Below are 25,101 nucleotides of genomic sequence, written 5' to 3'. Positions count from 1 at the left end.
GCATCGCCGCGATCTACGAGGGCACGAACGGCATCCAGGCCATCGACCTCGTCACCCGCAAGCTGCCGCTCGGCGACGGCGCGGTGGTGGGCGAGGCGATCGCGCGCATGCGCGAGACGGTGGTCGAGGTCGCCAGCCGCAACGCGCCGGGCTTCGGCCATGCCGCCTCGCGCCTGCGCGACGCGGTCGACAGCCTGGAGCGGGCGACCGCCTGGATGCTCGCGGCGCTGAAGGAGGGCCGCGCCGCGGAGGCGCTGGCTGGTGCCACGGCCTATCTCAAGCTCTTCGGCCTCGCCCAGGGCGGCACCGCGCTGGCGCGCAAGGCGCTCGCGGCGCAGGCGAGCCTGGACGAGGCGGGCGACGACCGCAGCCACGCCGCCCGCGTCGTGACGGCGCGCTTCTTCGCCGAGCATCTCGCCACGGACGCCCCGGGCCTGGAGCGTGCCATCGTCGAAGGCGCAGGCTCGCTCGACGACGCGACGCCGCTCTTCGCGGCATGACTGCGCCCGGACGGCTCGACGGCAAGGTGTGCGTGGTCGCCGGCGCCTCCCGCGGCGTGGGGCGCGGCCTGGCGCTCGGGCTCGCCGAGCAGGGGGCGACGGTCATCTGCAGCGGCCGATCCACCCGCTTCGGCGGACGCACCGAAGGGCGGCGGGAGACGGTGGAGGACACGGCCGAGGCGGTGCAGGCGGCCGGCGGGCAGGGCCACCCCTATGCCTGCGACCACACCGACGGCAAGGCGCTGCACGAGTTCGCGGCCTGGGTGCTGCGCCGGCACGGCCCGCCCGACGTGGTGGCCTGCGCCGTGTGGGGCGGCAACGAGGGTTACGACGGCACGGTCTATGCCGACGGGTCCAGCTTCGGCACGCCGTTCTGGCAGCGCACGCTGACGCCGTTCGACACGGCCATGCGCACGGGCGCCTACGCGCTGCTCGCGACAGCGCGGGCCTTCGCACCGCTGATGATCCCCAACGGAGCAGGGCTGGTCGCGGCCGTCGGCTTCGACAGCGAGGGCGTCTACATGGGCGACGTCTTCTACGACATCGGCAAGGCCGGCATTCTGCGGGCCTCCCAGATCATCGCCGCCGAACTCGGCCCGCGCGGGATCGCCACGGTGCACCTGACGCCCGGCTTCGTCCGCACCGAGCGCGTGCTCGATGCGGGCCAAGGCGAGCAGGCCACCCAGACCCCGCTCTACACCGGTCGCGCGCTCGCTGCGCTGGCCGCCGATCCGGCCGTCACGGCGAAGAACGGCCGGTCGCTGTTCGTCGCCGACCTGGCGCAGGAGTACGGCTTCACCGATGCGGACGGGACCCGGCCGGGGCGGTTCGACCTGTAGGACCGCGAAGAGAGGCCGGTGTTCTTGAGGCCACCTCCCTCCGTCATGGCCGGGCCAAGCCGGCCATGACGGAGGGAGGGAGTGTCTTCCTCCGGCAAACGCCTTACGAAACGTCACCTTGACGGACCCGCCTCGGCATGGTCAGCCGTGAGGGTCGCCGCGGAACACGTGCATGATCATCATCCACCGCCTTTCATCGTCGCCCGGCGAGGCGGATCGGTTCGACCGGCATCTCCTGCCCGCGCAGGAGCCGATCCCGGTCGACACGCTGTGGATCGACCTCGTCGAGCCGACGCGCGACGAGGACATGAAGGTCGAGGCCTTCGTCGGCATCTCCATCCCGACGCGCGAGGACATGGCGGACATCGAGCCGTCGGAACTGCTCTACACCGAGGACGGGGCCCGCTATCTCACCGCGCGCGTGGTGCACCAGGTCGACACCGACCCCGACATCACCGGCATCACCTTTATCCTGAAAGGCTCGTGCCTCGTCTCGGTGCGGTACTGCGATCCCAAGGCCTTCCACATGTTCACCAACCGCATCGCCCGGCCGGGCGGCTGCGGTCCGACGGCGGAGGCGATTCTCGCGGGCTTGTTCGAGACCATCATCGATCGCGCCGCGGACGTGCTGCAGGCCATCGCCCAGCGCCTCGATCGGCTCTCCGACCGGGTGTTCGAGACGCGCACCGATCCCGGCAGCCGCAATGCCGAGTTCCAGGACACGCTGCGCCAGCTCGGCCGCCACGGCGACCTGGTGTCCAAGATCCGCGAGAGCCTCGTCTCCATGGAGCGCGTGCTGCTGTTCCTGTCGGTCAGCTACCGCACCGCGCGCGTCCAGATCGAGCTGCGCGAGCAGGTGCGCACCACGCTGCGCGACCTGCAGTCCCTCGAGGAGCACGCGACCTTTCAGTCGCAGAAGATCCAGTTCCTGCTCGACGCCACGCTGGGGCTCGTCAACCTCGAGCAGAACAACATCATCAAGCTGTTCTCGGTCATGGCCGTGATCTTCATGCCGCCCACCCTGGTGGCGTCGATCTACGGCATGAACTTCAAGCTCATGCCGGAGCTCGAGTGGCATCTCGGCTACCCCATGGCGATCGGCATCATGATCATGGCGGGGCTGCTGCCGTACCTGTTCTTCCGTTGGAAGAAGTGGTTGTGATCTTGCCGCACGGCGGCCCGGCAGGCACCATCGCGCCATGTGCGGCCGCTTCGCCCTGACCTCCACGCCCCAGCAGGTTCGCGCCCTCTTCGGCTATGTCGAGGAGCCGAACTTCCCGCCGCGCGAGCAGATTGCGCCGACCGAGCCGATCGCCGTCGTGGTCCAGCACGGCAGGGAACGCCACTTCACGCTGATGCGCTGGGGCTTCCTGCCGGAGTGGGTGAAGGACGCGGCCGACTTTCCGCTGCTCTTCAACGCCCGCGCCGAGACGGCGCCAGAGAAGCCGGCCTTCCGCAACGCCATCCGCCGCCGCCGCTGCCTCGTGCCGGCCGACGCCTTCGTGGAATGGCGGCGGGAAGGCGAGGGGCGGGCGGTGCGCCGCGACCCCTTCGTCGCCAGCCGGGCCGACGGCGCCCCGATGGCTCTGGGCGGCATCTGGGAAACCAACCTCGGCCCGGACGGCGCCGAGCTCGACACGGTGGCGATCCTCACCACCGACGCCAACGGCACGATCGGCGCGATCCACGAGCGCATGCCGGTGATCCTGGAGCCGCGCGATTTCGACGCCTGGCTCGACCCCGCCAATGACGATGCGGCCCGGGTCGCGCACCTGATGCGTCCGGCGCCCGACGACGTGCTGGTGCTGAGGGCGGTCGAGCGGACACGGCCGGTGCCGGCGCCGAAGCCGCGCAAGGTCGTGGAGGACGACCCGCAGGGGCGGTTGTTCTGACGCTCCGAGCCCCTCGGCGCTCATGCTCCGCCTCTCCACGCGTCATGCCCGGGCTTGGCCCGCGCACCCACGACTTCGGGCAGGTCCAGGCAAAGTCGTGGTTGGCCAGGCCAAGCCCAGCCAGGACGGCGGAGAGAGGGCAACCCCTCGGGTGAAACGCAAACGGGGCGCCCGAAGGCGCCCCGTCGCGTGCCCAGGCAGGCCCGGAGACCGGGCCCGTCCCGAAAGGCTCAGTAGGAGTAGTACATCGTGAACTCGACCGGGTGCGGCGTCATCTCGAAGCGCATGACGTCCTGCATCTTCAGTTCGATGTAGCTGTCGATGAAGTCGTCGTTGAAGACGCCGCCGGCCTTGAGGAAGGCGCGGTCCTTGTCGAGGTTGGCGAGCGCCTCGCGCAGCGAGCCGCACACCGTCGGGATCTTCTTCAACTCGCGCGGCGGCAGATCGTAGAGATCCTTGTCCATCGCCTGGCCGGGATCGATCTTGTTCTGGATGCCGTCGAGGCCGGCCATCAGCATGGCCGCGAAGGCGAGGTAGGGGTTCGCCATCGGGTCGGGGAAGCGCACTTCCACGCGCTTGGCCTTCGGCGAGGAGGTGTAGGGGATGCGGCAGGACGCCGAGCGGTTGCGGGCCGAGTAGGCCAGCAGAACCGGGGCCTCGTAGCCCGGGACGAGGCGCTTGTAGCTGTTCGTCGACGGGTTGGTGAAGGCGTTCAGCGCCTTGGCGTGCTTGATGATGCCGCCGATGTAGTACAGGCACTCCTGCGACAGGTCGGCGTACTTGTTGCCGGCGAAGGTCGGCTTGCCGTTCTTCCAGATCGACTGGTGGACGTGCATGCCCGAGCCGTTGTCGCCGAAGATGGGCTTCGGCATGAACGTCGCCGTCTTGCCGTAGCTCTGGGCGACGTTGTGGATGCAGTACTTGTAGATCTGCATCTGGTCGGCCATCAGCGTCAGCGTGTCGAACTTCATGCCCAGCTCATGCTGGGCCGAGGCGACCTCGTGATGGTGCTTCTCGACCTTCACGCCCATGGCCGCCATGGCCGCGAGCATCTCGCCGCGCATGTCCTGGGCGCTGTCCTGCGGGGGAACCGGGAAGTAGCCGCCCTTGATGGCGATGCGGTGGCCGAGGTTGCCGCCCTCGTACTCGGTGTCGCCGTTGGTCGGCAGCTCGATCGAGTCGAGCTTGAAGCCCGTGTTGTAGGGGTCGGAGGCGAAGCGCACGTCGTCGAACACGAAGAACTCGGCTTCCGGGCCGACGAAGATCGTGTCGCCGATGCCGGTCGACTTCAGATAGGCCTCGGCCTTCTTGGCCATGCCGCGCGGATCGCGGGGATAGGGCTCGCCGGTGGTCGGCTCGAGCACGTCGCACACGATCGACAGCGTCGAGGCGGCGAAGAACGGGTCCATGGTCGCCGTCTGCGGGTCCGGCATGAGCGTCATGTCGGACTCGTTGATCGCCTTCCAGCCCGCGATCGACGAGCCGTCGAACATGATGCCTTCGGCGAAGGTGTCCTCGTCGATGATCGACACGTCGAAGGTGACGTGCTGCCACTTGCCACGCGGGTCGGTGAAGCGGAAATCGACATACTTGATGTCGTTGTCCTTGATCGCCTTGAGGACATCCTTGGCGGACTTCATCAGTTTCATCCCTCTGAAAGGTTCAGCACTAAAGGTTCAGCACTCTCGGGTGGGTCCGTGCGGGCGCGCCGGATCGAGGCGGGGGTCAGATCGCGTCCAGGCCGGTCTCGCCGGTCCTGATGCGGATCGCCTCCTCGACGGGGGAGACGAAGATCTTGCCGTCGCCGATGCGACCGGTCTGGGCGGCGCGGCGGATGGCGTCCACCGCGCGCTCGACCATGTCGTCGGGCAGGACGATCTCGATCTTCACCTTCGGCAGGAAGTCGACGACGTACTCCGCTCCGCGATAGAGCTCGGTGTGCCCCTTCTGCCGGCCGAAGCCCTTGGCCTCGGTGACCGTGATGCCCTGCAACCCGACGTCCTGAAGGGCCTCCTTCACGTCGTCGAGCTTGAACGGCTTGATGATCGCTTCGATTTTTTTCATCGCTTGCCCGCTTTGAACGGCCGTCCCGGGCAGAGAGCCGAGGCCCGAGGGACGTGGTCGGTGATTAGCATCAACCATGCCGAACCGCCATCGTCATTGTGCACGTCCCACGAGGAATCAGCGTGAGCGCTGCCTGCCCATGCGGCAATTGGAGCCGTTGCAGGGCAAATGACCAAGACTTGGGCGGCAACATGCTCAATTCGTGAGCGAATCCGCGTCGGCGGACGGGGTGCGCGACCGGTTTGCGAAAGCGGCGCGAAGCCTGGTCCGATCGACTACACTCCACCCTGCGGGCACGGGGGCGCAGGCCATGAACGAGATCCTGACGACGGGAGAGATGGGGCAGGCCGATGCCGCGGCGATTGCCGCGGGAACGTCCGGCCCGACGCTCATGGAACGGGCAGGGCGCGCGGTGGCCGACGTCGTCGCCAGGCGCCGCCAGGTCGGCTCGCGCGTGCTGATAATGTGCGGCCCCGGCAACAACGGCGGGGACGGCTTCGTGGCGGCCCGGGTCTTGGCCATGCGCGGCTATGCGGTGCGTGTCCATCTCCTGGGAGCACTCAACGGGCTGCGCGGCGACGCCGCCGCGGCGGCCGCGTCGTGGGACGGCGACACCCGGGACCTCGCCGATGCCGCGCCGGCGGAGGCCGACATCGTGGTGGACGCGATCTTCGGCGCGGGCCTGTCGCGCGACGTGGACGGGGTGGCCGCCGACGTGATCGCCCGTGTCGCCGCCAGCGGGGTGCCCGTGGTGGCGGTCGACGTGCCCTCGGGCGTGGACGGCGACAGCGGGCAGGTGAGGGGCATCGCGGCACCGGCCGTCGAGACGGTCACCTTCTTCCGCCTGAAGCCCGGTCATCTTCTCTATCCCGGCCGCGCCCTGTGCGGGCGCGTGCGCGTGGCCGACATCGGGATCGCCGACGACGTTCCCGCCCGCATCGGGGTGCGCACCTGGCGCAACGAGCCGGCCCTGTTTCGGGGGGTCTTCGGGCCGCCGGCCGAGACCGGCCACAAATACGGTCGGGGACACGCCCTCGTGCTGTCGGGCGGCATCGAGGGCGGCGGTGCGGCGCGCCTTGCCGCGCGGGCGGCGCTGCGCGCGGGCGCGGGGCTGGTCACCGTCGCGGCTCCCGCGGACGTGCTGCCCGCCCATGCCGCCGCGCTCGACGCGGTCATGGTGCGACGGTGCGACGGCCCTGCGGACTGGCAGGCGCTGCTGGCCGACCGTCGGCGCAACGCCGTCGTCGCCGGACCGGCGGCAGGCGTCGGAGCCTCGACCCGCGAGGCCGTGGCGGCGGCACTGGCCGCGGGCGCCCACTGCGTGCTCGATGCCGACGCCCTGACGAGCTTCGCCGACGACCCCACCGCTCTGCGCGATCTCGTCGCCCACCGCGCGGGAGGCGCCCGGCAGGGTGTCGTGCTGACCCCCCACGACGGCGAATTCGGCAAGCTCGTCCGCGCCTTGCCGGACTATTCGGATTCAAGTTCGAAGCTCGATCGCGCCCGGTCGGCTGCCGCGGCGCTCGGCGCCGTCGTGGTTCTCAAGGGCCCGGACACGGTGATCGCCGGCCCCGGCGGCACGGCCGCCATCAACGCCAACGGCACGCCCTGGCTCGCGACGGCGGGCTCCGGTGACGTGCTGGCCGGCCTGGTGGGAGCACTGCTCGCCCAGTCCGTCCCGGCCTTCGAAGCCGCCTGTGCCGCGGTCTGGCTGCACGGCGAGGCTGGAACGGCGGTCGGGCCCGGGCTCATCGCCGAGGACCTGCCAGGGGCGATTCCCGGCGTCCTGAAGGCCCTGTTCGGAGCGTGAAGCTTGTTTCCTATTGGCTACCACCTCTCAGCCGTCCTGCCCGGGCTCGGCCCGGGCATCCACGACTTCTCCGGGGCCATGCCGAAGTCGTGGGTGGCCGGGCCGAGCCCGGCCATGACGCGGAGAGGGAGGTGCAAACTGGACTGCTGAGTGAGTCACAAGCTCTGATGAGGTCGTACTCGGCCGTGGCGAAGGACGCACAATGGTCCCCTGCGCGCCCTCAGGTCACCTCGAACCAGGTGCTCAGACCCGTGTCGAGCCGCTCAAGCACCGATGAGCCGATGAGCCAGCGGCCTTTGTTGTCGGCCACGAAGGCGATGCGCTGGGTCTGGTTCTCGAGCAGGATCATCGTGTCGAGCCAGTAGGGCTCCCAGCCGTCGTCGAAGGCGTGCAGCAGCCGGAACACGTGCCCGTGGACGTGGATCGCCTGCGGGTAGGCGGTCCGGTTGACGAGCGCCAGCACGATCGGCGTGCCTTTCTTGACGCTCAGCAGCGGCTTGCCGGGCTTTTCGCCGGGCAGCAGCCCGAATCCCCCGTTCACCGTCCAGATCTTGGCGGGATCGCCCTTCCAGGCGGGCTTTCCGTCCGACCCGGGCTTGGCGCCACCCTCGATCACCACGTCGGCGCGGGCGGCCTTCTGGAGCGTGATGGCCTCGGGCAGCAGGGTGTTGATCGGAATCGGCGCGATGGGCGGCAGGGCGGGGCGCCTCGCGGAGGCCGGTTCGCCCTCCGCCACGATCTGCACCAGCGGCAGGCCGGGCCCGATCATGGCGACCACGGCCCCCTTCGTGTCGGCGGGAATGTCGGCGATGACGTCGTAGCGCGTGCCCGGCGCGAAGGGCAGCGTCGAGTGAAGGGGCTCGAACGTGTCCGTGGGCTGGCTGTCGATCGCCACCACATAGGCCTTGAGGCCGTCGAAACGGATGCGCATCAACCGGGCGTTGCACAGACTCACGATCCGCAGGCGAATGCGGCCTCCGGGCGCCACGGCGACCTTGAGGGGCGCACGGGCGCCGTTCACCGTCAGCACCGTGCCGAGCCGTCCGGGGCCGGCGCGCTCCTCCACACCGCCGAACGGCGCATGGGAGCCGTCCTCCATCAGGCGCCAGTCGTCCACGGCCACGATCTGGTCGATGTCGACGGGAACCGGCGTGGCCTCCGTCACCGCCAGGACCCCCGCAACGCCGCGGTCTTGCAACTCGCCGCAGTGGCCGGGAACCAGCGGCCGGTAGATGAAGGTGCCCGCATCGGGCGGCACGAAGCGAATCTCGCCGGCCGCCCCGGGGGCCACCGCATCGGCGGACAGGGCCGCGACGCCGTCGGATTCGCTCGTATTGCGCACGCCCTGCCAGTGCAGGCTCAGCGGCTTGTCGAGCCCGTTGACCAAGCGCACGCGCAGGTCCTCGCCCTTGCGGATTCGCACGTCGGGGCCCGGCGTCCGTCCGCCGATCGCCCAGATCGGCGTCTCCTGCCCCTGCTGGAACGAGACGATCGAGGGGCGCGCCTCCATCTGGACGGTGGGCAGCCCGTCGGCCTTCGCCGCCGCCGCCGGGGCGGGGGGATCGATCGCCAGCGCGGCGCGGGGCGCCACCATCGCGGTGCCCGCGCCGGCCAGAAGGGCGCGGCGCGACAGGGAAAACGGCGTGTCGGCGGGCATGGATCCTGCTTCGTTCCCGTGGACTCGAGCCCCGTTTTGCCACGGCCCGGGCGGGGAGGCGAGGGGCTGCCCATTTTTGGTGTGGCGCCCCCGCGCGGTCATGCTATAGAGCGCCACCCTGCGGAGGGCGACCTCCGCGACGGGGCGTGTTTGCGCTCTTGCGGGCGTGGCGGAACTGGTAGACGCGCCGGATTTAGGTTCCGGTGACGCAAGTCGTGTGGGTTCAAGTCCCTCCGCCCGCACCAGACCCGCCACCGACGCGGTCGAGCGGCGAAGTGCGCCCCGGTCCATGCCATTCCGTTCTCACTCTTGCCGAAGGCACGTCCAAACATGCAGGTCACGCAAACACTGTCGGAGGGGCTGAAGCGCCAGTTCACGGTCACGCTTCCGGCCAAGGATCTCGAGCAGCGCCTGACCAGCGAGCTCGTCGAGCTCAAGGACAAGGTGCGGATCAACGGCTTCCGTCCCGGCAAGGTCCCGGTGCAGCACCTGCGCCGCGTCTACGGCAAGTCGGTGATGGCCGACGTGCTGCAGAACCTCGTCAACGAGACGAACCGCAAGATCGTCGAGGACAACGCGCTCAAGCTCGCCTTCGAGCCCAAGATCGAGTTCCCCGAGAACAAGGAAGAGGTCGAGGCCGCCATGGAGGCGCGCGGCGACCTGTCCTACACGGTTTCGCTCGAGGTCCTGCCCAAGTTCGAGCTGCAGCCCTTCGCGGGCCTGAACGTGGTGCGTGAGACGGCCGAAGTGCCGGCGGCCGAAGTGGACGCCGCCATCGAGCGCATGGCCTCGCAGAATCGCTCCTACGCCTCCCGGGACGGCGACGCGCCGGTGGCCGAGACGGGCGACCGCCTCGTGGTCGACTTCGTCGGCACCATCAACGGCGAGGCCTTCGAGGGCGGCACGGGCAGCGACATCTCGGTCGACCTCGGCTCGGGCACGTTCATCCCCGGCTTCGAGGGCCAGCTGGTCGGCGCCAAGAAGGGCGAGACCCGCACGGTCAACGTCACCTTCCCGCCGAACTACGGCGCGGCCAACCTCGCCGGCCAGGCGGCCTCCTTCGAGGTCACCGTGAAGGACGTGCAGGCGCCGGGCGCCCTCGTCATCGACGACGAGCTCGCCAAGGGCTTCGGCATGGAGACCCTCGACGCCCTGAAGGACGCGGTTCGCGACACGATCGGCCGCGACTACGCCTCGGTGTCGCGCCGCAAGCTGAAGCGCCAGCTGCTCGACGCGCTCGACGCCCAGTACACCTTCGAACTGCCGCCGACCCTGCTGGCGCAGGAGTTCGACAACATCTGGCGGCAGGTCCAGGACGACATGCAGCAGTCGGGCAAGACCTTCGCCGACGAGGGCACCTCCGAGGAGGAGGCTCGCGCCGAGTACCAGAAGATCGCCCAGCGTCGCGTCCGCCTCGGCCTCGTGCTCGCCGAGATCGGCGAGGCCGGCAAGGTGCAGGTCACCGACGAGGAGGTCTCCCAGGCCCTCGTCGAGCGGGCCCGCCAGTTCCCCGGCCAGGAACGCATGGTGTGGGACTTCTACCGCAAGAACCCGCAGGCTCTCGCCGAAATCCGGGCGCCGCTGTTCGAGGACAAGGTCGTCGATCACATTCTCGGCACCGCGTCCGTGACCGACAAGACCGTCTCCAAGGACGAGCTCTTCGACGAGCGCTCCGACGAGGAGAAGGCGGCGGCGGGTGCCGAGTCGGCCGATGCGCCGGCCGAGGCCGCGCCCAAGAAGACGCGCAGCCGGGCCAAGAAGGCGACCGACGACAGCGCGGCCTGAGCCGCGCCGGCGCCTTGATCGGCACGCCGTGGAGCCCGCGCGGGTCCACGGTCGTGTCACCGGTCCATTCACCAACGGGAGCCGGTCCCCTTTCCGTGGGCGGCTCCCGTGACTATGTTGGAGGCAGGTGCTTCGCGGCGGAGCGCCTGCCATCGCTTTTTTCACGCCAGAAACGGGCACGACCAATGCGCGATCCGATCGAAGTCTACAACAACATGCTCGTGCCCATGGTCGTGGAGCAATCCAACCGCGGCGAGCGTGCCTTCGACATCTATTCGCGCCTGCTGCGCGAGCGCGTGATCTTCCTGACGGGCCCCGTCGAGGACAACATGGCTTCGCTCGTGGTGGCGCAGCTGCTGTTCCTGGAGTCGGAGAACCCGAAGAAGGAAATCTCGATCTACATCAACTCGCCGGGCGGCATCGTGACCTCCGGCCTGGCGATCTACGACACGATGCAGTTCATCCGGCCGGCCGTCTCGACGCTGTGCATCGGTCAGGCGGCCTCCATGGGCTCACTGCTGCTCGCCGCCGGCGAGGCCGGCATGCGCTTCGCGCTGCCCAACGCCCGCATCATGGTCCACCAGCCGTCTGGCGGCTACCAGGGCCAGGTGACGGATATCCTGATCCACGCCCGCGAGGTGGAAGGCCTGAAGCGCCGCCTCAACGAGATCTACGAGAAGCACACGGGCAAGGACTACAAGACGATCGAGGAGGCCCTCGAGCGCGACAACTTCATGACCGCGGACGGCGCGAAGGCCTTCGGCATCGTCGACCAGGTCATGGAAAAGCGTCCGACCGAGGCCGCCTGAGACCGGTGAGCAGATGCGGTGGCCCTGCCGCGGGCGGAACGGCGGGCCCCGGCGGCTTGTTTGCCTTGTTGGAAATCTCGGCCCGTCATGAGGGTTCGAGCCTATTGATCCCCGCCCGGCACCATGTTTGCATCCGCAGGCGTGGCGCCGAATCCGCTGAGGGCTCGCTGCCAGCGGGGATGTTCCCCTGGGGTCCGTCCCTGAGAGACGCTACCGTTTCTTAGGGTCCGGATCCGTAACCTGATCGAACGAGCAGTGCCGGACGTCCGTGCGAGCTCCGATCGAGTGGAGGTTTGCCATGAGCAAAGTCGGCGGCGGTGATTCGAAGAGCACGCTGTACTGCTCGTTCTGCGGCAAAAGCCAGCACGAGGTCCGCAAGCTGATTGCGGGGCCCACGGTTTTCATCTGCGACGAGTGCGTGGAACTGTGCATGGACATCATTCGGGAGGAGAACAAGTCCTCCCTGGTGAAGTCGCGCGACGGGGTGCCCACGCCCAAGGAGATCCGCAAGGTTCTCGACGACTACGTCATCGGCCAGGATCACGCGAAGAAGGTGCTCTCGGTCGCGGTGCACAACCACTACAAGCGGTTGAACCACGCGACGAAGCACAACGACGTCGAGCTGGCGAAGTCCAACATCCTGCTCGTGGGCCCGACCGGCTCCGGCAAGACGCTGCTCGCCCAGACGCTCGCCCGCATCCTCGACGTGCCGTTCACGATGGCTGACGCCACCACGCTCACCGAGGCCGGCTATGTCGGCGAGGACGTGGAGAACATCATCCTGAAGCTGCTCCAGGCCTCCGACTACAATGTCGAGCGGGCGCAGCGCGGCATCGTCTACATCGACGAGATCGACAAGATCTCCAGGAAGTCCGACAACCCCTCGATCACCCGCGACGTGTCGGGCGAGGGCGTCCAGCAGGCGCTCCTGAAGATCATGGAAGGCACGGTGGCCTCGGTTCCGCCCCAGGGCGGCCGCAAGCACCCGCAGCAGGAATTCCTGCAGGTGGACACGACCAACATCCTGTTCATCTGCGGCGGCGCCTTCGCCGGCCTCGAGCGCATCATCTCGGCGCGCGGCAAGGGCACCTCGATCGGCTTCGGCGCGCGCGTCGAGGCGCCGGACGACCGGCGCACGGGCGCCATCTTCCGCGAGGTGGAGCCCGAGGACCTGCTGAAGTTCGGCCTCATCCCGGAGTTCGTCGGCCGTCTGCCGGTGATCGCCACGCTCGAGGACCTCGACGAGCCCGCGCTCAAGAAGATCCTCACCGAGCCGAAGAACGCGCTGGTCAAGCAGTATGCGCGCCTCTTCGAGATGGAGGACACCGAGCTCACCTTCTCCGACGAGGCGGTCTCACTGATCGCCAAGAAGGCGATCGAGCGCAAGACCGGCGCCCGCGGCCTAAGGTCGATCATGGAGGGCATCCTGCTCGAGACCATGTACGACCTGCCGAGCCTGGAAGGCTGCGAGCAGGTGGTGATCGGCCCCGAGGTCATCGAGGGCAAGGCCCGTCCGCTCTACATCTACTCGGACAAGGGCAACGAGGCGGCATCCTCCGCCTGATCACGTCAACGTGGCCGCGCGCAACGGAGCGCCGGCCACCCCTCCCGCTTGAACGCGGGATGGTGAGGGACCACTTAATGTCCCAGGTAACCGGTTCGCTCATGACAACGGATCGCCAATGATCCGGAGGAACCGGGTGCGTCGCGGCGGCGGGCTCTTCCCGGCCGCACTCTCGTTCGCAGGGTGGCCCTCTCCGGGCATCCAGGCGAGCGCACCAGAAAGGACACGTGTTCGATGACGACTACCAGACAGCGTCCGCAGCTGCAGCCGGGCCAGGTGGACACCTATCCCGTCCTTCCCCTGCGCGACATCGTCGTCTTCCCCCACATGATCGTGCCGCTGTTCGTCGGCCGCGAGAAGTCCATTAAGGCTCTCGAGGAGGTCGTGAAGTCCGAGAAGCTGATCCTTCTCGCGACCCAGAAGAACGCGGCGGATGACGATCCGGCAACGGATGCGATCTTCACGATCGGGACGCTGGCGACCGTTCTCCAGCTTCTGAAGCTCCCCGACGGCACCGTGAAGGTGCTGGTGGAGGGCGTGGGCCGCGCCAAGGTGCGCGACTACGTCCGCTCGGAGGACTTCTACGAGGCGTCCGCTGAGGCCCTGGAAGACCTGATCCCGAACCGGATCGAGGCCGAGGCGCTCGCCCGCTCGGTCGTGACCGAGTTCGAGAGCTACGTGAAGCTCAACAAGAAGGTGTCTCCCGAGGTCGTCTCGGCCGTCGGGCAGATCGAGGACTACTCGAAGCTGGCCGACACCATCGCTTCGCACCTCGCCGTCAAGATCACCGACAAGCAGGACGTCCTCGAGATCGTCGACGTGACCAAGCGCCTGGAGAAGGTGCTTGGCTTCATGGAGAGCGAGATCTCGGTGCTCCAGGTGGAAAAGCGCATCCGCTCGCGCGTCAAGCGCCAGATGGAGAAGACCCAGCGCGAGTACTACCTCAACGAGCAGATGAAGGCGATCCAGAAGGAGCTCGGCGACGAGGACGGCAAGGACGAGATCGCCGAGATCGAGGAGCGCATCGAGAAGACCAAGCTCTCGAAGGAGGCCCGCGACAAGGCGCAGGCCGAGGTCAAGAAGCTGCGTCAGATGTCGCCGATGTCGGCGGAAGCCACCGTCGTGCGCAACTACCTCGACTGGCTGCTCTCGCTGCCCTGGGGCAAGCGCTCCAAGGTCAAGAAGGACCTCGCCCACGCCCAGACGCTGCTCGACGACGAGCACTACGGGCTGGAGAAGGTCAAGGAGCGCATCGTCGAGTATCTCGCCGTGCAGAGCCGCGCCAACAAGCTGACCGGCCCGATCCTGTGCCTCGTCGGCCCTCCGGGCGTCGGCAAGACCTCGCTCGGCAAGTCGATCGCCAAGGCGACGGGTCGCGAGTTCGTGCGCATGTCGCTGGGCGGCGTGCGTGACGAGGCCGAGATCCGCGGTCACCGGCGCACCTACATCGGCTCGATGCCCGGCAAGATCGTGCAGTCGATGCGCAAGGCCAAGACCAACAACCCGCTCTTCCTGCTCGACGAGATCGACAAGATGGGCATGGACTTCCGCGGCGATCCGTCGTCGGCGCTCCTGGAGGTGCTGGATCCCGAGCAGAACACGACGTTCAACGACCATTACCTCGAGGTCGACTACGACCTGTCGAACGTGATGTTCGTGACGACGGCGAACACGCTCAACATCCCGCCGCCCCTGCTGGACCGCATGGAGGTCATCCGCATCGCCGGCTACACGGAAGAGGAGAAGGCGGAAATCGCCCGTCGTCACCTCATCCCCGAGTCGATCAAGAAGCACGGCCTGCAGCCGAAGGAATGGCTCATCGACGATGAGGCGCTCCTGATGCTGATCCGCCGCTACACCCGGGAAGCCGGCGTCCGCAACCTCGCCCGCGAGCTCAACAACCTCGCCCGCAAGGCCGTGAAGGAGATCCTCCTCTCGAAGAAGAAGAAGGTCTCGGTCACGGTGAAGACGCTGCCCGACTTCCTCGGCGTGCCGAAGTATCGCTACGGCGAGACGGAGAGCGAGGACCAGGTCGGTGTCGTCACGGGCCTCGCCTGGACAGAGGTCGGCGGCGAGCTGCTGACGATCGAAGGCGTGATGATGCCCGGCCGCGGCAAGATGACCGTGACCGGCAACCTGAAGGACGTCATGAAGGAGTCGATCTCGGCGGCGGCCAGCTATGTCCGCTCGCGCGCCATCGACTTCGGGCTGGAGCCGCCGCTCTTCGATCGGCGCGACATCCACGTGCACGTTCCCGAGGGCGCCACGCCCAAGGACGGCCCCTCGGCGGGCATCGGCATGGCCACGGCCATCGTCTCGGTGCTGACCGGCATCCCGGTGCGCCACGACATCGCCATGACCGGCGAGGTCACGCTGCGCGGCCGCGTGCTGCCGATCGGCGGCCTCAAGGAGAAGCTCCTGGCGGCGCTGCGCGGCGGCGTGAAGAAGGTGCTGATCCCCGAGGAGAACGCCAAGGACCTCGCCGATCTTCCCGCCAGCGTGAAGAACGGCCTGGAGATCGTGCCGGTGTCGCGGATGGAGGAGGTGATCAAGCACGCCCTCATTCGCCAGCCCCAGCCGATCCAGTGGGAAGAGGACCTCTCGGCGGCCAAGACCAAGGCGGCCGACGAGGAAGCGGCGGGCATCGTCGCCCACTGATCCCGCAGTCTTTGGAATAGAGTCCCAGCCCCGCAGCCCACGCTGCGGGGCTTTTTCGTGGTCGCTGCGTCCGTGCTGCCACGGTCCGGCCACAAGGCCTGTGTCAAAGCCGAACATTCCGGTGAAAACTGCCGGAATCTGAGGGAATCCCTCAGGTTTCGGCCGATCTGCGCTTGCACACGGCGGCGTGAACTGGAACAAGGCGACCAACGCCGTACGAGTCGGCGTCGTTTCGGTTTCCAACAAGGAGCATTCCGATGAACAAGAGCGAGCTCGTCTCCGCCGTCGCCGAGACCGCGGACCTCACCAAGGCCCAGGCCGGCGCGGCCGTGGACGCCGTCCTCGAGGCGATCACCGCCTCCCTGAAGTCGGGCGACGAAGTGCGCCTGGTCGGCTTCGGCACCTTCCTGGTGACCAAGCGCGCCGCCGGCGAAGCCCGCAACCCGCGCACGGGCGAGACGATCAAGACCAAGGCCTCCCTGGCCCCGAAGTTCAAGGCCGGCGCCGGCCTGAAGTCGGCCGTCAACGGCTGACCCCGCCGCGGCCCCCAGGGCCGCACGGCGAACCGAGATCGGGCCGGCGCAAGCCGGCCCTTTTTCGTTGGCGGTATCCTGAGAGCGCGTGAATCAATCCGCCTCCAATCTCCTCATCCAGTTAGCTTTTGCATCGTTCCTCAAACCGCCCCCAAGCCCCTCATCCTGAGCCACGGCCCGCAGGGCCGTGAGTCGAAGGACGCACAAAAGCGCCGCTGCTGGCAGTCTGCGTCCTTCGACTTGGCCGCTTCGCGGCCGGCTCAGGATGAGGGAGATGGGGGCGGGGATGGATTCACAAGCTCTGGGTAGCCCGCGAAGAGGGCGCGTCGGGCGACGCAGACCGGCCGGGAGTGTTCCGGCCGCCGCCATGGGCAGCGCTTGCCAACCCCCGCGCGCATGGGCATATGAGGGCGGCGGACCCGCGGGTCCCGCGGGCGGTTAGCTCAGTCGGTAGAGCATCTCGTTTACACCGAGAGGGTCGGCGGTTCGAGCCCGTCACCGCCCACCAACACACACACGACCGATGCCGCCCTCTCCTGGAAGCGCATGATCTCATGTGCTGCGCTGCGGCCAGAGCGGAGCGGCCAGACAGAGCCGGAACTCGGGCTCCCGAGGACGCGGCTTCGGCGCGCTCTCCGTCGCGTCGCTTTCTCCCGAACATGCAAGCCGGGTGACTTCGCCTCGATTGAAGCCCAGAACGGCGCGAGCCCTCAGTTTGAGAGGCGCGGTGGGGGCTCAGGGAGTGAATTGAGGGTCTGAACGATGTGTTCGCTGGTCTCCCCTGCCGCGCACAGGCCGGTTGCCGCTTCCCCGAAATCCACCAAGTCGTGATGTCGATCGTCGCGTGCCCTTTCGAGCGGTATCAGCCATGCTGCATGACCTCGGGCGACCAGCCCCTCGAAGAAAAGCTTTTGCGCAGAAAACGGGACATTCGTCTCTCGGGGGTCGCCGACCACAAACACGCGGCGCTTCGGATCGATCCGAATTTTGTCGAGCGATGCGTAGGGATCGAAGCGAGAAACTGGGTCTCCAGGCTTGATCAAGTTTCGAGCCTCAAGATAGGCGCGGTAGGCCGAAGCTCCTGACGAGATCACCGCGCAGTTCAAGTCAGTTCGACGCGATAGGAGCTCGGCAACCAGCGTGCCGCCGCCGCTATGGCCTCCAAGGCTGATTTTCTCGATTGCATAGCGCTGTTTGAGGGCGTCCAGAGCGGCATCGACAAGAGCTGCTTCGATTGGCCTTCCTCGCATTGTGTAGTGTTTGCCTGAACTCCCATACGTGCCAGGCCGTGCCAGATAAACCGCGGGTATGCCAAACCGCCGGCTTACCTGTGCCTCCAGCGCAACCATCTCGGCTGGCCCGAAGCCACTTTGGCGCTTGTCAGCGTTTTTTCCAGACGGCCCAAGCACGTCTCCGTTCAGCCAGACCATCGTCACTGGATTGGCGGTCCGATCGTTCTTCAGGCCAGACGCATAGTACCGGATACACGCGGACGTACCTGCTGCAGTAACGAATACAGCGGTGTCTTGTGCCTCGTATGGGGCGCAGTCCTCTTTTGATGTCCTGATGCCTTCAACGACGTGGTCCGGGTTGAACATCGCGGCTTCCGGCCGTGACTGAGCCGATGCAAAATTCAGCTGGTTCATTGGGCCGGCGGCCAGAAGAATTATCACCGCGGCCTTGGGGACGACGCGCATCTGCACTCTCCAGCTGAGGAACGCCGCACCGTCTCCAGCAAATACGATTCAAATTGGACCGTTTCTCCATTGAGCTTGTTAACCTTTTCGGATCCTTACCCGCTCGGATGTCCTCTGTTCGACCTGCCGTTGGGCGCCGTACGCGCGTCGCCGGCCCAGGCGCGCCATTGCTGCCACGAAGTTGCGTAGACTGGCCTTCGGCAGGCGAGGAGTGAATCGATGGGGCAGGACCGCTCACGGCGCGGGACGCAGAGCACGACCGTCACCATCCCGGTGCAGTCGCTCTCGACCGGGCCCCAGGCCGCGAACGCCTTTCCCGGCTGGGAAAGCCCGCCGACCACGGTGTTCGTGTCCGGCGCCTTCGGCGGTGCCAAGGGAACCCGGTACATGTCCGTGGCCGACAGCGCGTTTTTCGTCGCCAGGACGCAGGACGTCAGCCGCGATCAGGAAGTCACGACGTTCATGGAGCGCGGGAGCGTCTATCTGCGCCTGACGCCGGGCGGCAGGGCTCTCGCTTTCTCGGTTTCGACCGAGACGAACGGGTACGGCGTGCACGTGCTCGACGGCCTTCGCGAGGGGATCGCGAACCCGGCAGGCGTCGGGCCCGGCGGAGCAACCGTCATCGGCGCCTCGTTCATCACGCCGCTGCCGGCGATCGACGACGTCCCGGGGTGGAACCCGGCCAGCAACGCGGACAAGGCCTGGACGTTCGGCGTGGAAGGCTTCGACGTCTACCTGAAATACGACGGGGTGGAGTTCTGGCGGTCGCGGCAGTTCTACCACCTCGAGCCCGGCCGGATCGCGCTCGGCGCCCATCCCGACCAGAGACACTACGGGTTCCGCGACGTGTCGGCCGTCCACAAGGCCAGCATCGCCCTGACGAGCGACCTCACCGCGAAGATCTTCGACCTGAGCGACTTCGGGATGAAGTCCCTCGTCACGACGGGCTCGATGGAGGCCGGCGCGACCACGCTGACGGTCGCTCGCGATCCGGGCTTCGCCGTCGGCGACAGGATCTGCATCGCGGTCGGCGGCGAGGCGGGCGGTGGCGTGCCGGGGGAGCGGGGCGTGGGCGGGCAGTGGCCGCGCCTCCTTTATGCCAACCTGCCGACCCGCGACAGCGATCGCACGCAGGTTCCGGGCAAGATCTGCGGTGTGCTGTCCAACGGGAACACCTACCGGTGGGACGGCAAGGTGTGGGTCTCCTACGACGGGAATCTGAGACATTATCTCGGCCGCATCGTCCCCTGGGCGCACGTCGCGACGATCACGGCGATTTCCGGCACGACGTTCACGCTCGACGAGGCGGCCACGGCGGCAACGACCGGCGCGGCTGTGTACTTCGACAGCGCTGTGCTGATGGCGAACACCCTGCAGCATGCCGCGAGCGGCTTCACGCGGCAGACGGGCGCGACGATCCGTATCCCGCCCGGAACCGACTGGTGCTTCGCCAACGCCAACATCGCGCTGGGCCACGAGGGCCTGCACATCGTCGGCGCGGGCGAAGCCGCGACGGTGATCGTCTGCCCGCCGGGCACGATGAGCCGGGTGTTCAACATCGTGGGCGCCGCCAACGGCGGCGTCCGCGACCTGGCCTTCCGCGGATCGTGCCGCGCGGACAAGGGCTACATGTTCGGCTTCCACTTCACCACGGACGCGTTCCGGACGGCGGGCGAGTTCTGCCGGGTCACCTCCAGCGACGGTTTCGTGGCCGAGCGCATCACCGGCACGAACCACGCCCAGGCGATCATGACGATCAATGGCAGCACCGGGGCGCGGATCAGCGACGCCACGGCCGTTCACGAGACCGGCCACGCGGACTACTTCCAATGGGCGTACATGGTGGCGGATTCGACAGGCTGCCTGATCGAGAGAGCGACCTTCGACTGCCCCGTCCTCATGAAGGGCCTAGAGAGTTTCCGCTCCGTGGGCTCGGTGTTGCGGGGGGCCAGGGGCCGGAACGCCTGCATCTCGTCCAACTCGGACAAGGACCTCACGCTGCAGGATTGCGCGATCGTCTATGAGCGAGGCTGCGGCGACGCAGCCTGGAACCTCACGAGGCGTCCGGAAGTGATGATGCCGTCCCCCATAGAGCCGCTGGTCAACCTGAACTCCAACATCGACAACTCGTCGGGAAGCCGCACGGGCACGGGCATCCTGGTCGAGAATTGTGACTTCGACGTTCAGGGCCCGGTCTGGTCGGGGCAGGGGCTCCAGGTCATCAGCGTCAGCGGCGCCGTCGACAACGTGATCGTCCGCGGAAAATACAAGAACAAGCCGGTCTCGGCCCCGTCGGGCCGGATCAGGCTTCCGGATCTCGGCCGCGAGAACAGTCTCGCCTTTCGCTGCGACGATGCGACCAAGAAGGTCCTCGTCGAAGGCATACGCGTCGAGACGGCCGGCAGGATGCCGCCGATCGGTTCGCACACCGGCGCGACGGTGCCCGCCGGCATGACCGTCCGCAACTGCGTGGTCGACAGGCTGCCCGCAAGGATCAACGGCACGGTGGCCGGCAACATCACCAACGCGGCCTACGAAGCCTCGTGAGAGTTGGCGCGCAACGCGCGCGTGGCTGCCCCGTGGTGGGGCGCCCGCCGACTGTTTTCACAGGAGTGGAGGCGCGTGCGGGCGAAGAGGCTGGGTCGCGTCCAGGTCACCCAAGGCGGAGCCAAGGGGGGGCCAGGACGTCGGTTGGCCTGGCTGACCGCATCCGCCCGTCAGCCGGCGTTGCGGCGGCGTGACAGGCTGGAGGCCAGCTCGATGGAGCGCTGGAGCACCGGCTGGGTGAAGGGCTTCAGGAGCAGGCCGTTGGCACCAAGCCGCTTGGCCGTGCGGGCGTGGTCCGCGCGGCGCGATCCCGTCATGAGCAGGATCTTCACGCTCTTCAACTGGTCGTCCCGGCGCAGCGCCGCGAGGAGGTCGAGGCCCGAGATCGACTTCAGCTCGATGTCCGAGATGATCAGGCGGGCGCCGTGCACCCGGTCCCTCATCAGCTCCTCGACGCTGGCGAAGTCCTTGATCTGGGTGAACCCCATGCCCATCAGCATGGCGCGGACGATGCGCCGGATGGACTCGCTGTCGTCGATGACGATCGCGGGCTCGCAGTTGACGACGAAGGCGGGCTTGGGCTCCGACGTGTCGCCCAGGACGATGACGGGCTCGTTCACTTTTCCGTCCATCGGGCGACCCTCCTCAAGCTGACCTGTTTGCCCTTCTTCGGCGCCTCGGGCTTGCGGTAGGGCGTGACGTTCTTGACGGCGTTCTTGATCGCCTGCGTCAGCGCCGCGACCGAGAACGGCTTCAGGAGGAACTGGTTGGCGCGAAACTGCTTGGACGCCTGCACGTTCTTCTGGGCGCGGTTGGCCGTCATCATGATGACGGGGATCTCGCTGGTCGAACCATTGGAGCGCAGCGCGCTCAGGAACTCGATGCCGGAGATCGGGTGCATCTCGATGTCGCAAATGACCAGCGCGAACCGCTTGTCGTCGATCCTGTCGAAGGCGGAGCGGGCATCGCCGGCCTCAACGACGTCGTAGATGCCGAGGCTGGTGAGGAGCGACCGGACGATCGACCGCGACGTGGTGCTGTCGTCCACGAGAAGCAGGGGCTCGACCTGCTCCCGCGTCCATGGCTCTCCGGCGCCTCTCATGAAGTCTTCGATATTCGGCATCGCGGCCTCACCGTGGACGAACGTGATGCCGATCACTTTCGCGCCAGGGCGTTAGCAAACAACAAAGAGCAAAACACAATACCACAAAAATCAAGAAAATGAGCGATGGAAAGGGTCTGTTAACCAAAACCGTTAAAACAATAACAAACAAAAATCAAAAATCGAGCGGGTTTTGGAGAAGCGGATGCCGTCCGAACGAGACAGGATCGATCAGTTCAGCGGAATCGAGAAGGCCGCCGTGGTGCTCCTGGCGCTCGGTGAGACCTATGGCGGTCCGATCTGGTCGCAGCTCGACGACGATGAGATCCGGCTCCTGTCCCAGACCATCGCGGGGCTGGGGAACGTGCCAGGCGGCATCATCGACAGCGTGCTGATCGAGTTTGCGCAGAAATCGTCGGCGCCGGCCATGCTGGGCGACACCATGCGCGTCCAGAGCCTGATCCGCGGCGTCCTGTCGGACGAGCGGCTCGAGCACGTGGCTGCCGAACTCGGTGCGCCGAAGGGACGGACGATCTGGCAGAAGATCCAGAACATGCCCGTCGACGTTCTCATCAATCACCTGAAGCTCGAGCATCCCCAGTCGATCGCCGTGATCCTGATGAAGCTGAAGAACGCCCATGCGGCACGCATCCTGGCGGAGCTGGACGACGATCTCGCGCTCGAGGTCATGAACCGCATCCTGGTCATGGAAAGCGTCTCGCGCGAGGTCCTGGAGATCGTCGAAAGCAGCCTGAAGGACAGCTTCATCTCGTCGCTGTCGCAGGGCTCCCGGCGGGACGCTCACAAATACATCGCCGATCTCCTGAACTCGCTCGACACCGACAGCGGCGAGCGACTGATGTACCTCCTGCGCGTGTCGAACGAATTCACCTCGGAGAAGATCCGCCGGGCCATGTTCACCTTCGACGACCTGATCAACATCGACGCGATGTCGGCCCAGGTCATCGTGCGCAGCATCGACAAGACCGAACTGGCCAAGGCTCTCAAGGGGTCCTCCCAGGGGCTCAAGGACTTCTTCCTGAACCAGATGACGGGCCGCGGCGCTGCTCGCTTTCGCGAAGACATGCAGGCGCTGGGGCCACTCCGGCTGAAGGACGTCGACGAGGCACGCCAGAACATTCTCCGCGTCGTCAAGAAGCTCGAGGAAACCGGAGAGATCATCCTGTCGCGCGGCGGCGAGGACGATCTGATCCTCGTCTAGGCGCCGAGCCTGGCGACGCTTTCGAGGACGTTAAGAAATGTCAACACACCAGGGCTCAGCTCAAGCTGGTATGAAAGCGGTATCTTGACACCAATCGGTCACGAATACAGCGGCTTACGCCTTGAGCACAACAGTGGTAAGTGGTCCGAACCATGCATGTCACACATTGCTGGTGGCTAATATGACACCGAGCGGTATCGAGGCGGTATGCTACCGAAGTCGCGGCAATAGCATTGGAATTCCCCATGGTCCTGCGCGTGAGGCCTGATCCCGTCGGGATGGCAGTCGGCATGGAGCCGCTCTCGGAGCGTGCACTGGCATGGGTGGAAAGCAGCGTCATTCCCATTGGCGGCCGCTGGGGGACGGTCAACGGCGTCATCGCCGTCTGGCTTCGGGTTTCGGACATTCCGATCGACCTCCTGGGTTTCAGTGGCCTTCGGCTGCAGTTCGGATCGGCGGAGCCCGGTCCCACCATCCGGAATGCGAGTCAGGTGTTTGGCTGCATCGAGGTGGAGGACGCCTGTGCCGACGCGCCGTGCTGCTTCTGCACCTGCGGCAAATGCGTCGGGGCCGGCTAGGGAGACCCCGCGGCCCCGTCAGGCCGCCAGGATCTTCTGGCCCGTCACGGCGGCGGCCGAGCGGTTCTGCACCTTGAGCACGCGCAGGAGAGCCGCGACGTGCGTCTTCACGGTCCCTTCGCCCAGGCCCAGGATCCGCGCGATGTCCTTGTTGCTGCGACCCTCCACGAGAAGGCGCAGCACGTCGAGTTGCCGGTGGGTGAGGGCGCCGCGCGTGGGCGCGGGTGTCTCCGGATCGCCGATATGCGGGTCGCGCTTCGCCATGCTGGCCGGGACGTGGATCGAGCCGGCGAGCATGGCCCTCAGCGCCGCCGTAACCGCCTGGAGGCCCTCGGCCTTGCAGACATAGCCATGCAGGCCGGCCGCCAGGGTCGCGAGCACCTGGTCGCGCTCGACCGTGTTGGCCATGACGGCCACGACCAGATCGGGCCTCGCGTCGCGCAACGCCACCAGGGCGGCGGGGCCGGGGGGCACCGTGCAGGCGAGGTCGACCAGCACGAGCCTGAGGTCCGGCTCGTCGACGAGAAGCGCGCGCGCCTCCTCGATACCCGTGGCCTCGATCACGCGGGCGAAGCCCAACCGCTTCTCCAGGACGGCGGCGAAGGCGACGCGGAAGAACTCGTCGCCGTCGACCACCAGCGCTGACAAACCCACCGGCCGGGAAACCTCGTTTCCCGCGGCGAATGCGGATCCGTCGGACGACATCGGGCCTCACGCGTGAACGCATACAACTCAGGGTATTATCTTCATCGCGACTTAACGACGTTCTAAGTCCTGCCGACTTGACGGATGTGGGGCCGGATTTTTTCGAAGGCCTGATCGCCCGGGCATCCCGGAATGGCTCTCCCGAATGGCCTAGGCCGATCGGGGGAGGGGCACGGCGCTCGCGAGCCCCGTGGCTCCGCCATCCGGCCCGATCCACGGGCCGGGGCAGGGCGGCCGCTCCGGGAATGGCCTCCGCGGGCCCCGTGGGGCGACTCCTCCGGCCTAGGCCATCAGCGCGACGCCACCGTCATGCTCCCGTTTACCGCCGGCCGCCACGGTCGCGAGCGACACGGACGGGAGACTTGCAGATGAGGATGGACACGAGCATGGCGGCGGTTGGAAGGAGCATCGTGCCGGGCGTGGTCGCGCTCGGCGTTGCCGCCGCATGGGCCTCGCCGTCCTGTGCCTCCGCTGCGCCGCGCCCCAAGCCCAAGGCCGACGAGATCGTGGTGGACGCGAGCGCCTCGATCACCATCACCTCCACCCAGTCGAAGTTCGTCGATGCCTCCGTGACCGTCCCGGTCGGGCCCCAGGCGGGGCTCGACGGGCTGCGGGTCAAGGTGGAGGCGTTGGCGGGCCAGTACGACTACAAGGCCGCCTCGGGCCGCACCACGACCGCGTCCAGGACGCAGCTTTCCGGCCTCGTGGGCTACGAGTGGACGTGGACGAACGCCAGGTTCGCCCTGTTCGCCGGACCCACGCTCGGCAACACCAGCCTGGCGCCGACGGACCCGGCGCGACGCGACACCGGCGTCTCGATCGGAGCCAAGCTCGTCGCCCAGGCCTGGTGGCAGCCCACGCAGAAGACGATGGCGAGCGCCTATGCGTCCTACAGCACGCTGTCGGATGCCTACTACCTGCAGGCCCGCGCCGGCTATGCCGTCTTCGGCAACGTCTATGCGGGCCCCGAGGTGGTGCTCCTGGGCGACGACGCGTCGAGCCAGTGGCGAGCCGGGGCCCATCTGACCGGGATGCGCCTCGGGCCCGTCCAGGTGTCGGTGTCCGGCGGCTACCTGAGGGAACAGACCGGCAAGGCCGGCACCTACGCCACCGTCGACATGCGCGGCGCTTTCTGAGGG

At 67.4% G+C, this 25,101-nt stretch carries 21 protein-coding genes and 2 tRNA genes; 16 read left to right on the top strand and 7 right to left on the bottom strand.

The annotated features are described in order from the left end of the window. The 4 genes from Q0Q47_RS08975 to Q0Q47_RS08960 all read left to right on the top strand — a co-directional run. On the top strand, window positions 1-500 hold a 500-nt coding region (locus Q0Q47_RS08975), incomplete at its 5' end, for an acyl-CoA dehydrogenase (protein WP_293857642.1). Continuing rightward, on the top strand, window positions 497-1,339 hold the full coding sequence (locus tag Q0Q47_RS08970; RefSeq protein WP_293857639.1) for an SDR family oxidoreductase: 843 nt from the start codon (window positions 497-499) through the stop codon (window positions 1,337-1,339). The genes Q0Q47_RS08975 and Q0Q47_RS08970, both read left to right, overlap by 4 nt. A gap of 172 nt (window positions 1,340-1,511) precedes the next feature. Next, entirely contained in the window at window positions 1,512-2,501 is a 990-nt protein-coding gene (gene corA / locus Q0Q47_RS08965; RefSeq protein WP_293857636.1) for a magnesium/cobalt transporter CorA, read from the top strand. A gap of 37 nt (window positions 2,502-2,538) precedes the next feature. Further along, window positions 2,539-3,231 (top strand): SOS response-associated peptidase, encoded by a 693-nt coding sequence (locus Q0Q47_RS08960; RefSeq protein ID WP_293857633.1) that lies wholly within the window; start codon window positions 2,539-2,541, stop codon window positions 3,229-3,231. 230 nt (window positions 3,232-3,461) lie between these two features. On the opposite strand, the gene glnA is transcribed toward Q0Q47_RS08960, so the two are convergent. Further along, window positions 3,462-4,871: a type I glutamate--ammonia ligase gene (gene glnA, locus Q0Q47_RS08955; protein ID WP_293857630.1), complete on the bottom strand. Its 1,410-nt coding sequence runs from the start codon at window positions 4,869-4,871 to the stop codon at window positions 3,462-3,464. Window positions 4,872-4,956: 85 nt separating this feature from the next. After that, window positions 4,957-5,295, bottom strand: a complete 339-nt coding sequence (locus tag Q0Q47_RS08950) for a P-II family nitrogen regulator (protein ID WP_293857627.1) — start codon at window positions 5,293-5,295, stop codon at window positions 4,957-4,959. A gap of 310 nt (window positions 5,296-5,605) precedes the next feature. Here Q0Q47_RS08950 and Q0Q47_RS08945 point away from each other — a divergent pair, with 310 nt between their 5' ends. Further along, on the top strand, window positions 5,606-7,105 hold the full coding sequence (locus Q0Q47_RS08945) for an NAD(P)H-hydrate dehydratase (RefSeq protein ID WP_293857624.1): 1,500 nt from the start codon (window positions 5,606-5,608) through the stop codon (window positions 7,103-7,105). A gap of 220 nt (window positions 7,106-7,325) precedes the next feature. Here the strand turns inward: Q0Q47_RS08945 and Q0Q47_RS08940 are convergent, their stop codons facing one another. Beyond that, window positions 7,326-8,762 carry a multicopper oxidase family protein gene (locus Q0Q47_RS08940; RefSeq protein ID WP_293857621.1) on the bottom strand — a complete coding sequence of 479 codons (1,437 nt, stop codon included), beginning with the start codon at window positions 8,760-8,762 and terminating at the stop codon, window positions 7,326-7,328. A gap of 160 nt (window positions 8,763-8,922) precedes the next feature. Between Q0Q47_RS08940 and Q0Q47_RS08935 the strand changes: the two genes are divergently transcribed. The 7 genes from Q0Q47_RS08935 to Q0Q47_RS08905 all read left to right on the top strand — a co-directional run bounded on the left by Q0Q47_RS08935 (window position 8,923) and on the right by Q0Q47_RS08905 (window position 16,619). Then, window positions 8,923-9,007 (top strand) — tRNA-Leu (locus tag Q0Q47_RS08935). Between the two features lie 85 nt (window positions 9,008-9,092). Next, complete coding sequence (tig, locus tag Q0Q47_RS08930) at window positions 9,093-10,547, top strand: trigger factor (protein ID WP_293857618.1); 1,455 nt, start codon at window positions 9,093-9,095, stop codon at window positions 10,545-10,547. A 185-nt stretch (window positions 10,548-10,732) separates the two neighbouring features. Further along, entirely contained in the window at window positions 10,733-11,356 is a 624-nt protein-coding gene (locus tag Q0Q47_RS08925) for an ATP-dependent Clp protease proteolytic subunit (protein WP_293857615.1), read from the top strand. A 298-nt stretch (window positions 11,357-11,654) separates the two neighbouring features. Continuing rightward, complete coding sequence (clpX, locus tag Q0Q47_RS08920; RefSeq protein ID WP_293857612.1) at window positions 11,655-12,920, top strand: ATP-dependent Clp protease ATP-binding subunit ClpX; 1,266 nt, start codon at window positions 11,655-11,657, stop codon at window positions 12,918-12,920. Between the two features lie 234 nt (window positions 12,921-13,154). Continuing rightward, window positions 13,155-15,578: an endopeptidase La gene (gene lon, locus Q0Q47_RS08915; protein WP_293857609.1), complete on the top strand. Its 2,424-nt coding sequence runs from the start codon at window positions 13,155-13,157 to the stop codon at window positions 15,576-15,578. A 257-nt stretch (window positions 15,579-15,835) separates the two neighbouring features. Beyond that, complete coding sequence (locus tag Q0Q47_RS08910; RefSeq protein WP_293857606.1) at window positions 15,836-16,111, top strand: HU family DNA-binding protein; 276 nt, start codon at window positions 15,836-15,838, stop codon at window positions 16,109-16,111. A gap of 432 nt (window positions 16,112-16,543) precedes the next feature. Further along, a tRNA-Val gene (locus tag Q0Q47_RS08905) sits at window positions 16,544-16,619 on the top strand. A gap of 202 nt (window positions 16,620-16,821) precedes the next feature. On the opposite strand, the gene Q0Q47_RS08900 is transcribed toward Q0Q47_RS08905, so the two are convergent. Beyond that, window positions 16,822-17,808: an alpha/beta hydrolase gene (locus Q0Q47_RS08900; protein ID WP_293857603.1), complete on the bottom strand. Its 987-nt coding sequence runs from the start codon at window positions 17,806-17,808 to the stop codon at window positions 16,822-16,824. 219 nt (window positions 17,809-18,027) lie between these two features. Here Q0Q47_RS08900 and Q0Q47_RS08895 point away from each other — a divergent pair, with 219 nt between their 5' ends. After that, complete coding sequence (locus tag Q0Q47_RS08895) at window positions 18,028-20,355, top strand: hypothetical protein (protein WP_293857600.1); 2,328 nt, start codon at window positions 18,028-18,030, stop codon at window positions 20,353-20,355. A gap of 170 nt (window positions 20,356-20,525) precedes the next feature. Here Q0Q47_RS08895 and Q0Q47_RS08890 read toward each other — a convergent pair whose 3' ends face one another. Next, window positions 20,526-20,987, bottom strand: coding sequence for a response regulator (locus tag Q0Q47_RS08890; RefSeq protein ID WP_293857597.1), 462 nt, complete (start codon window positions 20,985-20,987; stop codon window positions 20,526-20,528). Continuing rightward, window positions 20,972-21,457 (bottom strand): response regulator, encoded by a 486-nt coding sequence (locus tag Q0Q47_RS08885; protein ID WP_293857594.1) that lies wholly within the window; start codon window positions 21,455-21,457, stop codon window positions 20,972-20,974. The genes Q0Q47_RS08890 and Q0Q47_RS08885 overlap by 16 nt, the downstream gene beginning before the upstream one ends. 205 nt (window positions 21,458-21,662) lie before the next feature. Between Q0Q47_RS08885 and fliG the strand changes: the two genes are divergently transcribed. Continuing rightward, window positions 21,663-22,679 carry a flagellar motor switch protein FliG gene (gene fliG, locus Q0Q47_RS08880; protein ID WP_293857591.1) on the top strand — a complete coding sequence of 339 codons (1,017 nt, stop codon included), beginning with the start codon at window positions 21,663-21,665 and terminating at the stop codon, window positions 22,677-22,679. A gap of 245 nt (window positions 22,680-22,924) precedes the next feature. After that, window positions 22,925-23,257, top strand: coding sequence for a hypothetical protein (locus tag Q0Q47_RS08875; protein ID WP_293857588.1), 333 nt, complete (start codon window positions 22,925-22,927; stop codon window positions 23,255-23,257). A gap of 18 nt (window positions 23,258-23,275) precedes the next feature. Here the strand turns inward: Q0Q47_RS08875 and Q0Q47_RS08870 are convergent, their stop codons facing one another. Further along, a complete protein-coding gene (locus Q0Q47_RS08870; protein WP_293857585.1) occupies window positions 23,276-23,911 on the bottom strand; it encodes a response regulator transcription factor in 636 nt (211 codons plus the stop codon). Window positions 23,912-24,330: 419 nt separating this feature from the next. On the opposite strand from Q0Q47_RS08870, the gene bcsS reads away from it, so the two are divergent. Further along, the gene (gene bcsS, locus Q0Q47_RS08865) at window positions 24,331-25,098 is read left to right on the top strand and encodes a cellulose biosynthesis protein BcsS (protein ID WP_293857583.1); all 768 of its coding nucleotides are present in this window, start codon (window positions 24,331-24,333) and stop codon (window positions 25,096-25,098) included. Window positions 25,099-25,101: the final 3 nt, after the last annotated feature.

It is taken from the genome of uncultured Alsobacter sp. (genome assembly GCF_945952055.1).
GTDB lineage: Bacteria > Pseudomonadota > Alphaproteobacteria > Rhizobiales > Beijerinckiaceae > Alsobacter.
The sequence above is the reverse complement of the archived record's forward strand: the minus strand, read 5'-3'. Positions and strand labels throughout refer to the sequence as shown.

What these genes read in the sequence shown, in the direction of transcription:
- Q0Q47_RS08970 (WP_293857639.1), top strand. Translation starts at nt 497, where the DNA reads ATGACTGCGCCCGGACGGCTCGACGGCAAGGTGTGCGTGGTCGCCGGC.
- corA (WP_293857636.1), top strand. Translation starts at nt 1,512, where the DNA reads ATGATCATCATCCACCGCCTTTCATCGTCGCCCGGCGAGGCGGATCGG.
- Q0Q47_RS08960 (WP_293857633.1), top strand. Translation starts at nt 2,539, where the DNA reads ATGTGCGGCCGCTTCGCCCTGACCTCCACGCCCCAGCAGGTTCGCGCC.
- glnA (WP_293857630.1), bottom strand. Translation starts at nt 4,871, where the DNA reads ATGAAGTCCGCCAAGGATGTCCTCAAGGCGATCAAGGACAACGACATC.
- Q0Q47_RS08950 (WP_293857627.1), bottom strand. Translation starts at nt 5,295, where the DNA reads ATGAAAAAAATCGAAGCGATCATCAAGCCGTTCAAGCTCGACGACGTG.
- Q0Q47_RS08945 (WP_293857624.1), top strand. Translation starts at nt 5,606, where the DNA reads ATGAACGAGATCCTGACGACGGGAGAGATGGGGCAGGCCGATGCCGCG.
- Q0Q47_RS08940 (WP_293857621.1), bottom strand. Translation starts at nt 8,762, where the DNA reads ATGCCCGCCGACACGCCGTTTTCCCTGTCGCGCCGCGCCCTTCTGGCC.
- tig (WP_293857618.1), top strand. Translation starts at nt 9,093, where the DNA reads ATGCAGGTCACGCAAACACTGTCGGAGGGGCTGAAGCGCCAGTTCACG.
- Q0Q47_RS08925 (WP_293857615.1), top strand. Translation starts at nt 10,733, where the DNA reads ATGCGCGATCCGATCGAAGTCTACAACAACATGCTCGTGCCCATGGTC.
- clpX (WP_293857612.1), top strand. Translation starts at nt 11,655, where the DNA reads ATGAGCAAAGTCGGCGGCGGTGATTCGAAGAGCACGCTGTACTGCTCG.
- lon (WP_293857609.1), top strand. Translation starts at nt 13,155, where the DNA reads ATGACGACTACCAGACAGCGTCCGCAGCTGCAGCCGGGCCAGGTGGAC.
- Q0Q47_RS08910 (WP_293857606.1), top strand. Translation starts at nt 15,836, where the DNA reads ATGAACAAGAGCGAGCTCGTCTCCGCCGTCGCCGAGACCGCGGACCTC.
- Q0Q47_RS08900 (WP_293857603.1), bottom strand. Translation starts at nt 17,808, where the DNA reads ATGCGCGTCGTCCCCAAGGCCGCGGTGATAATTCTTCTGGCCGCCGGC.
- Q0Q47_RS08895 (WP_293857600.1), top strand. Translation starts at nt 18,028, where the DNA reads ATGGGGCAGGACCGCTCACGGCGCGGGACGCAGAGCACGACCGTCACC.
- Q0Q47_RS08890 (WP_293857597.1), bottom strand. Translation starts at nt 20,987, where the DNA reads ATGGACGGAAAAGTGAACGAGCCCGTCATCGTCCTGGGCGACACGTCG.
- Q0Q47_RS08885 (WP_293857594.1), bottom strand. Translation starts at nt 21,457, where the DNA reads ATGAGAGGCGCCGGAGAGCCATGGACGCGGGAGCAGGTCGAGCCCCTG.
- fliG (WP_293857591.1), top strand. Translation starts at nt 21,663, where the DNA reads ATGCCGTCCGAACGAGACAGGATCGATCAGTTCAGCGGAATCGAGAAG.
- Q0Q47_RS08875 (WP_293857588.1), top strand. Translation starts at nt 22,925, where the DNA reads ATGGTCCTGCGCGTGAGGCCTGATCCCGTCGGGATGGCAGTCGGCATG.
- bcsS (WP_293857583.1), top strand. Translation starts at nt 24,331, where the DNA reads ATGAGGATGGACACGAGCATGGCGGCGGTTGGAAGGAGCATCGTGCCG.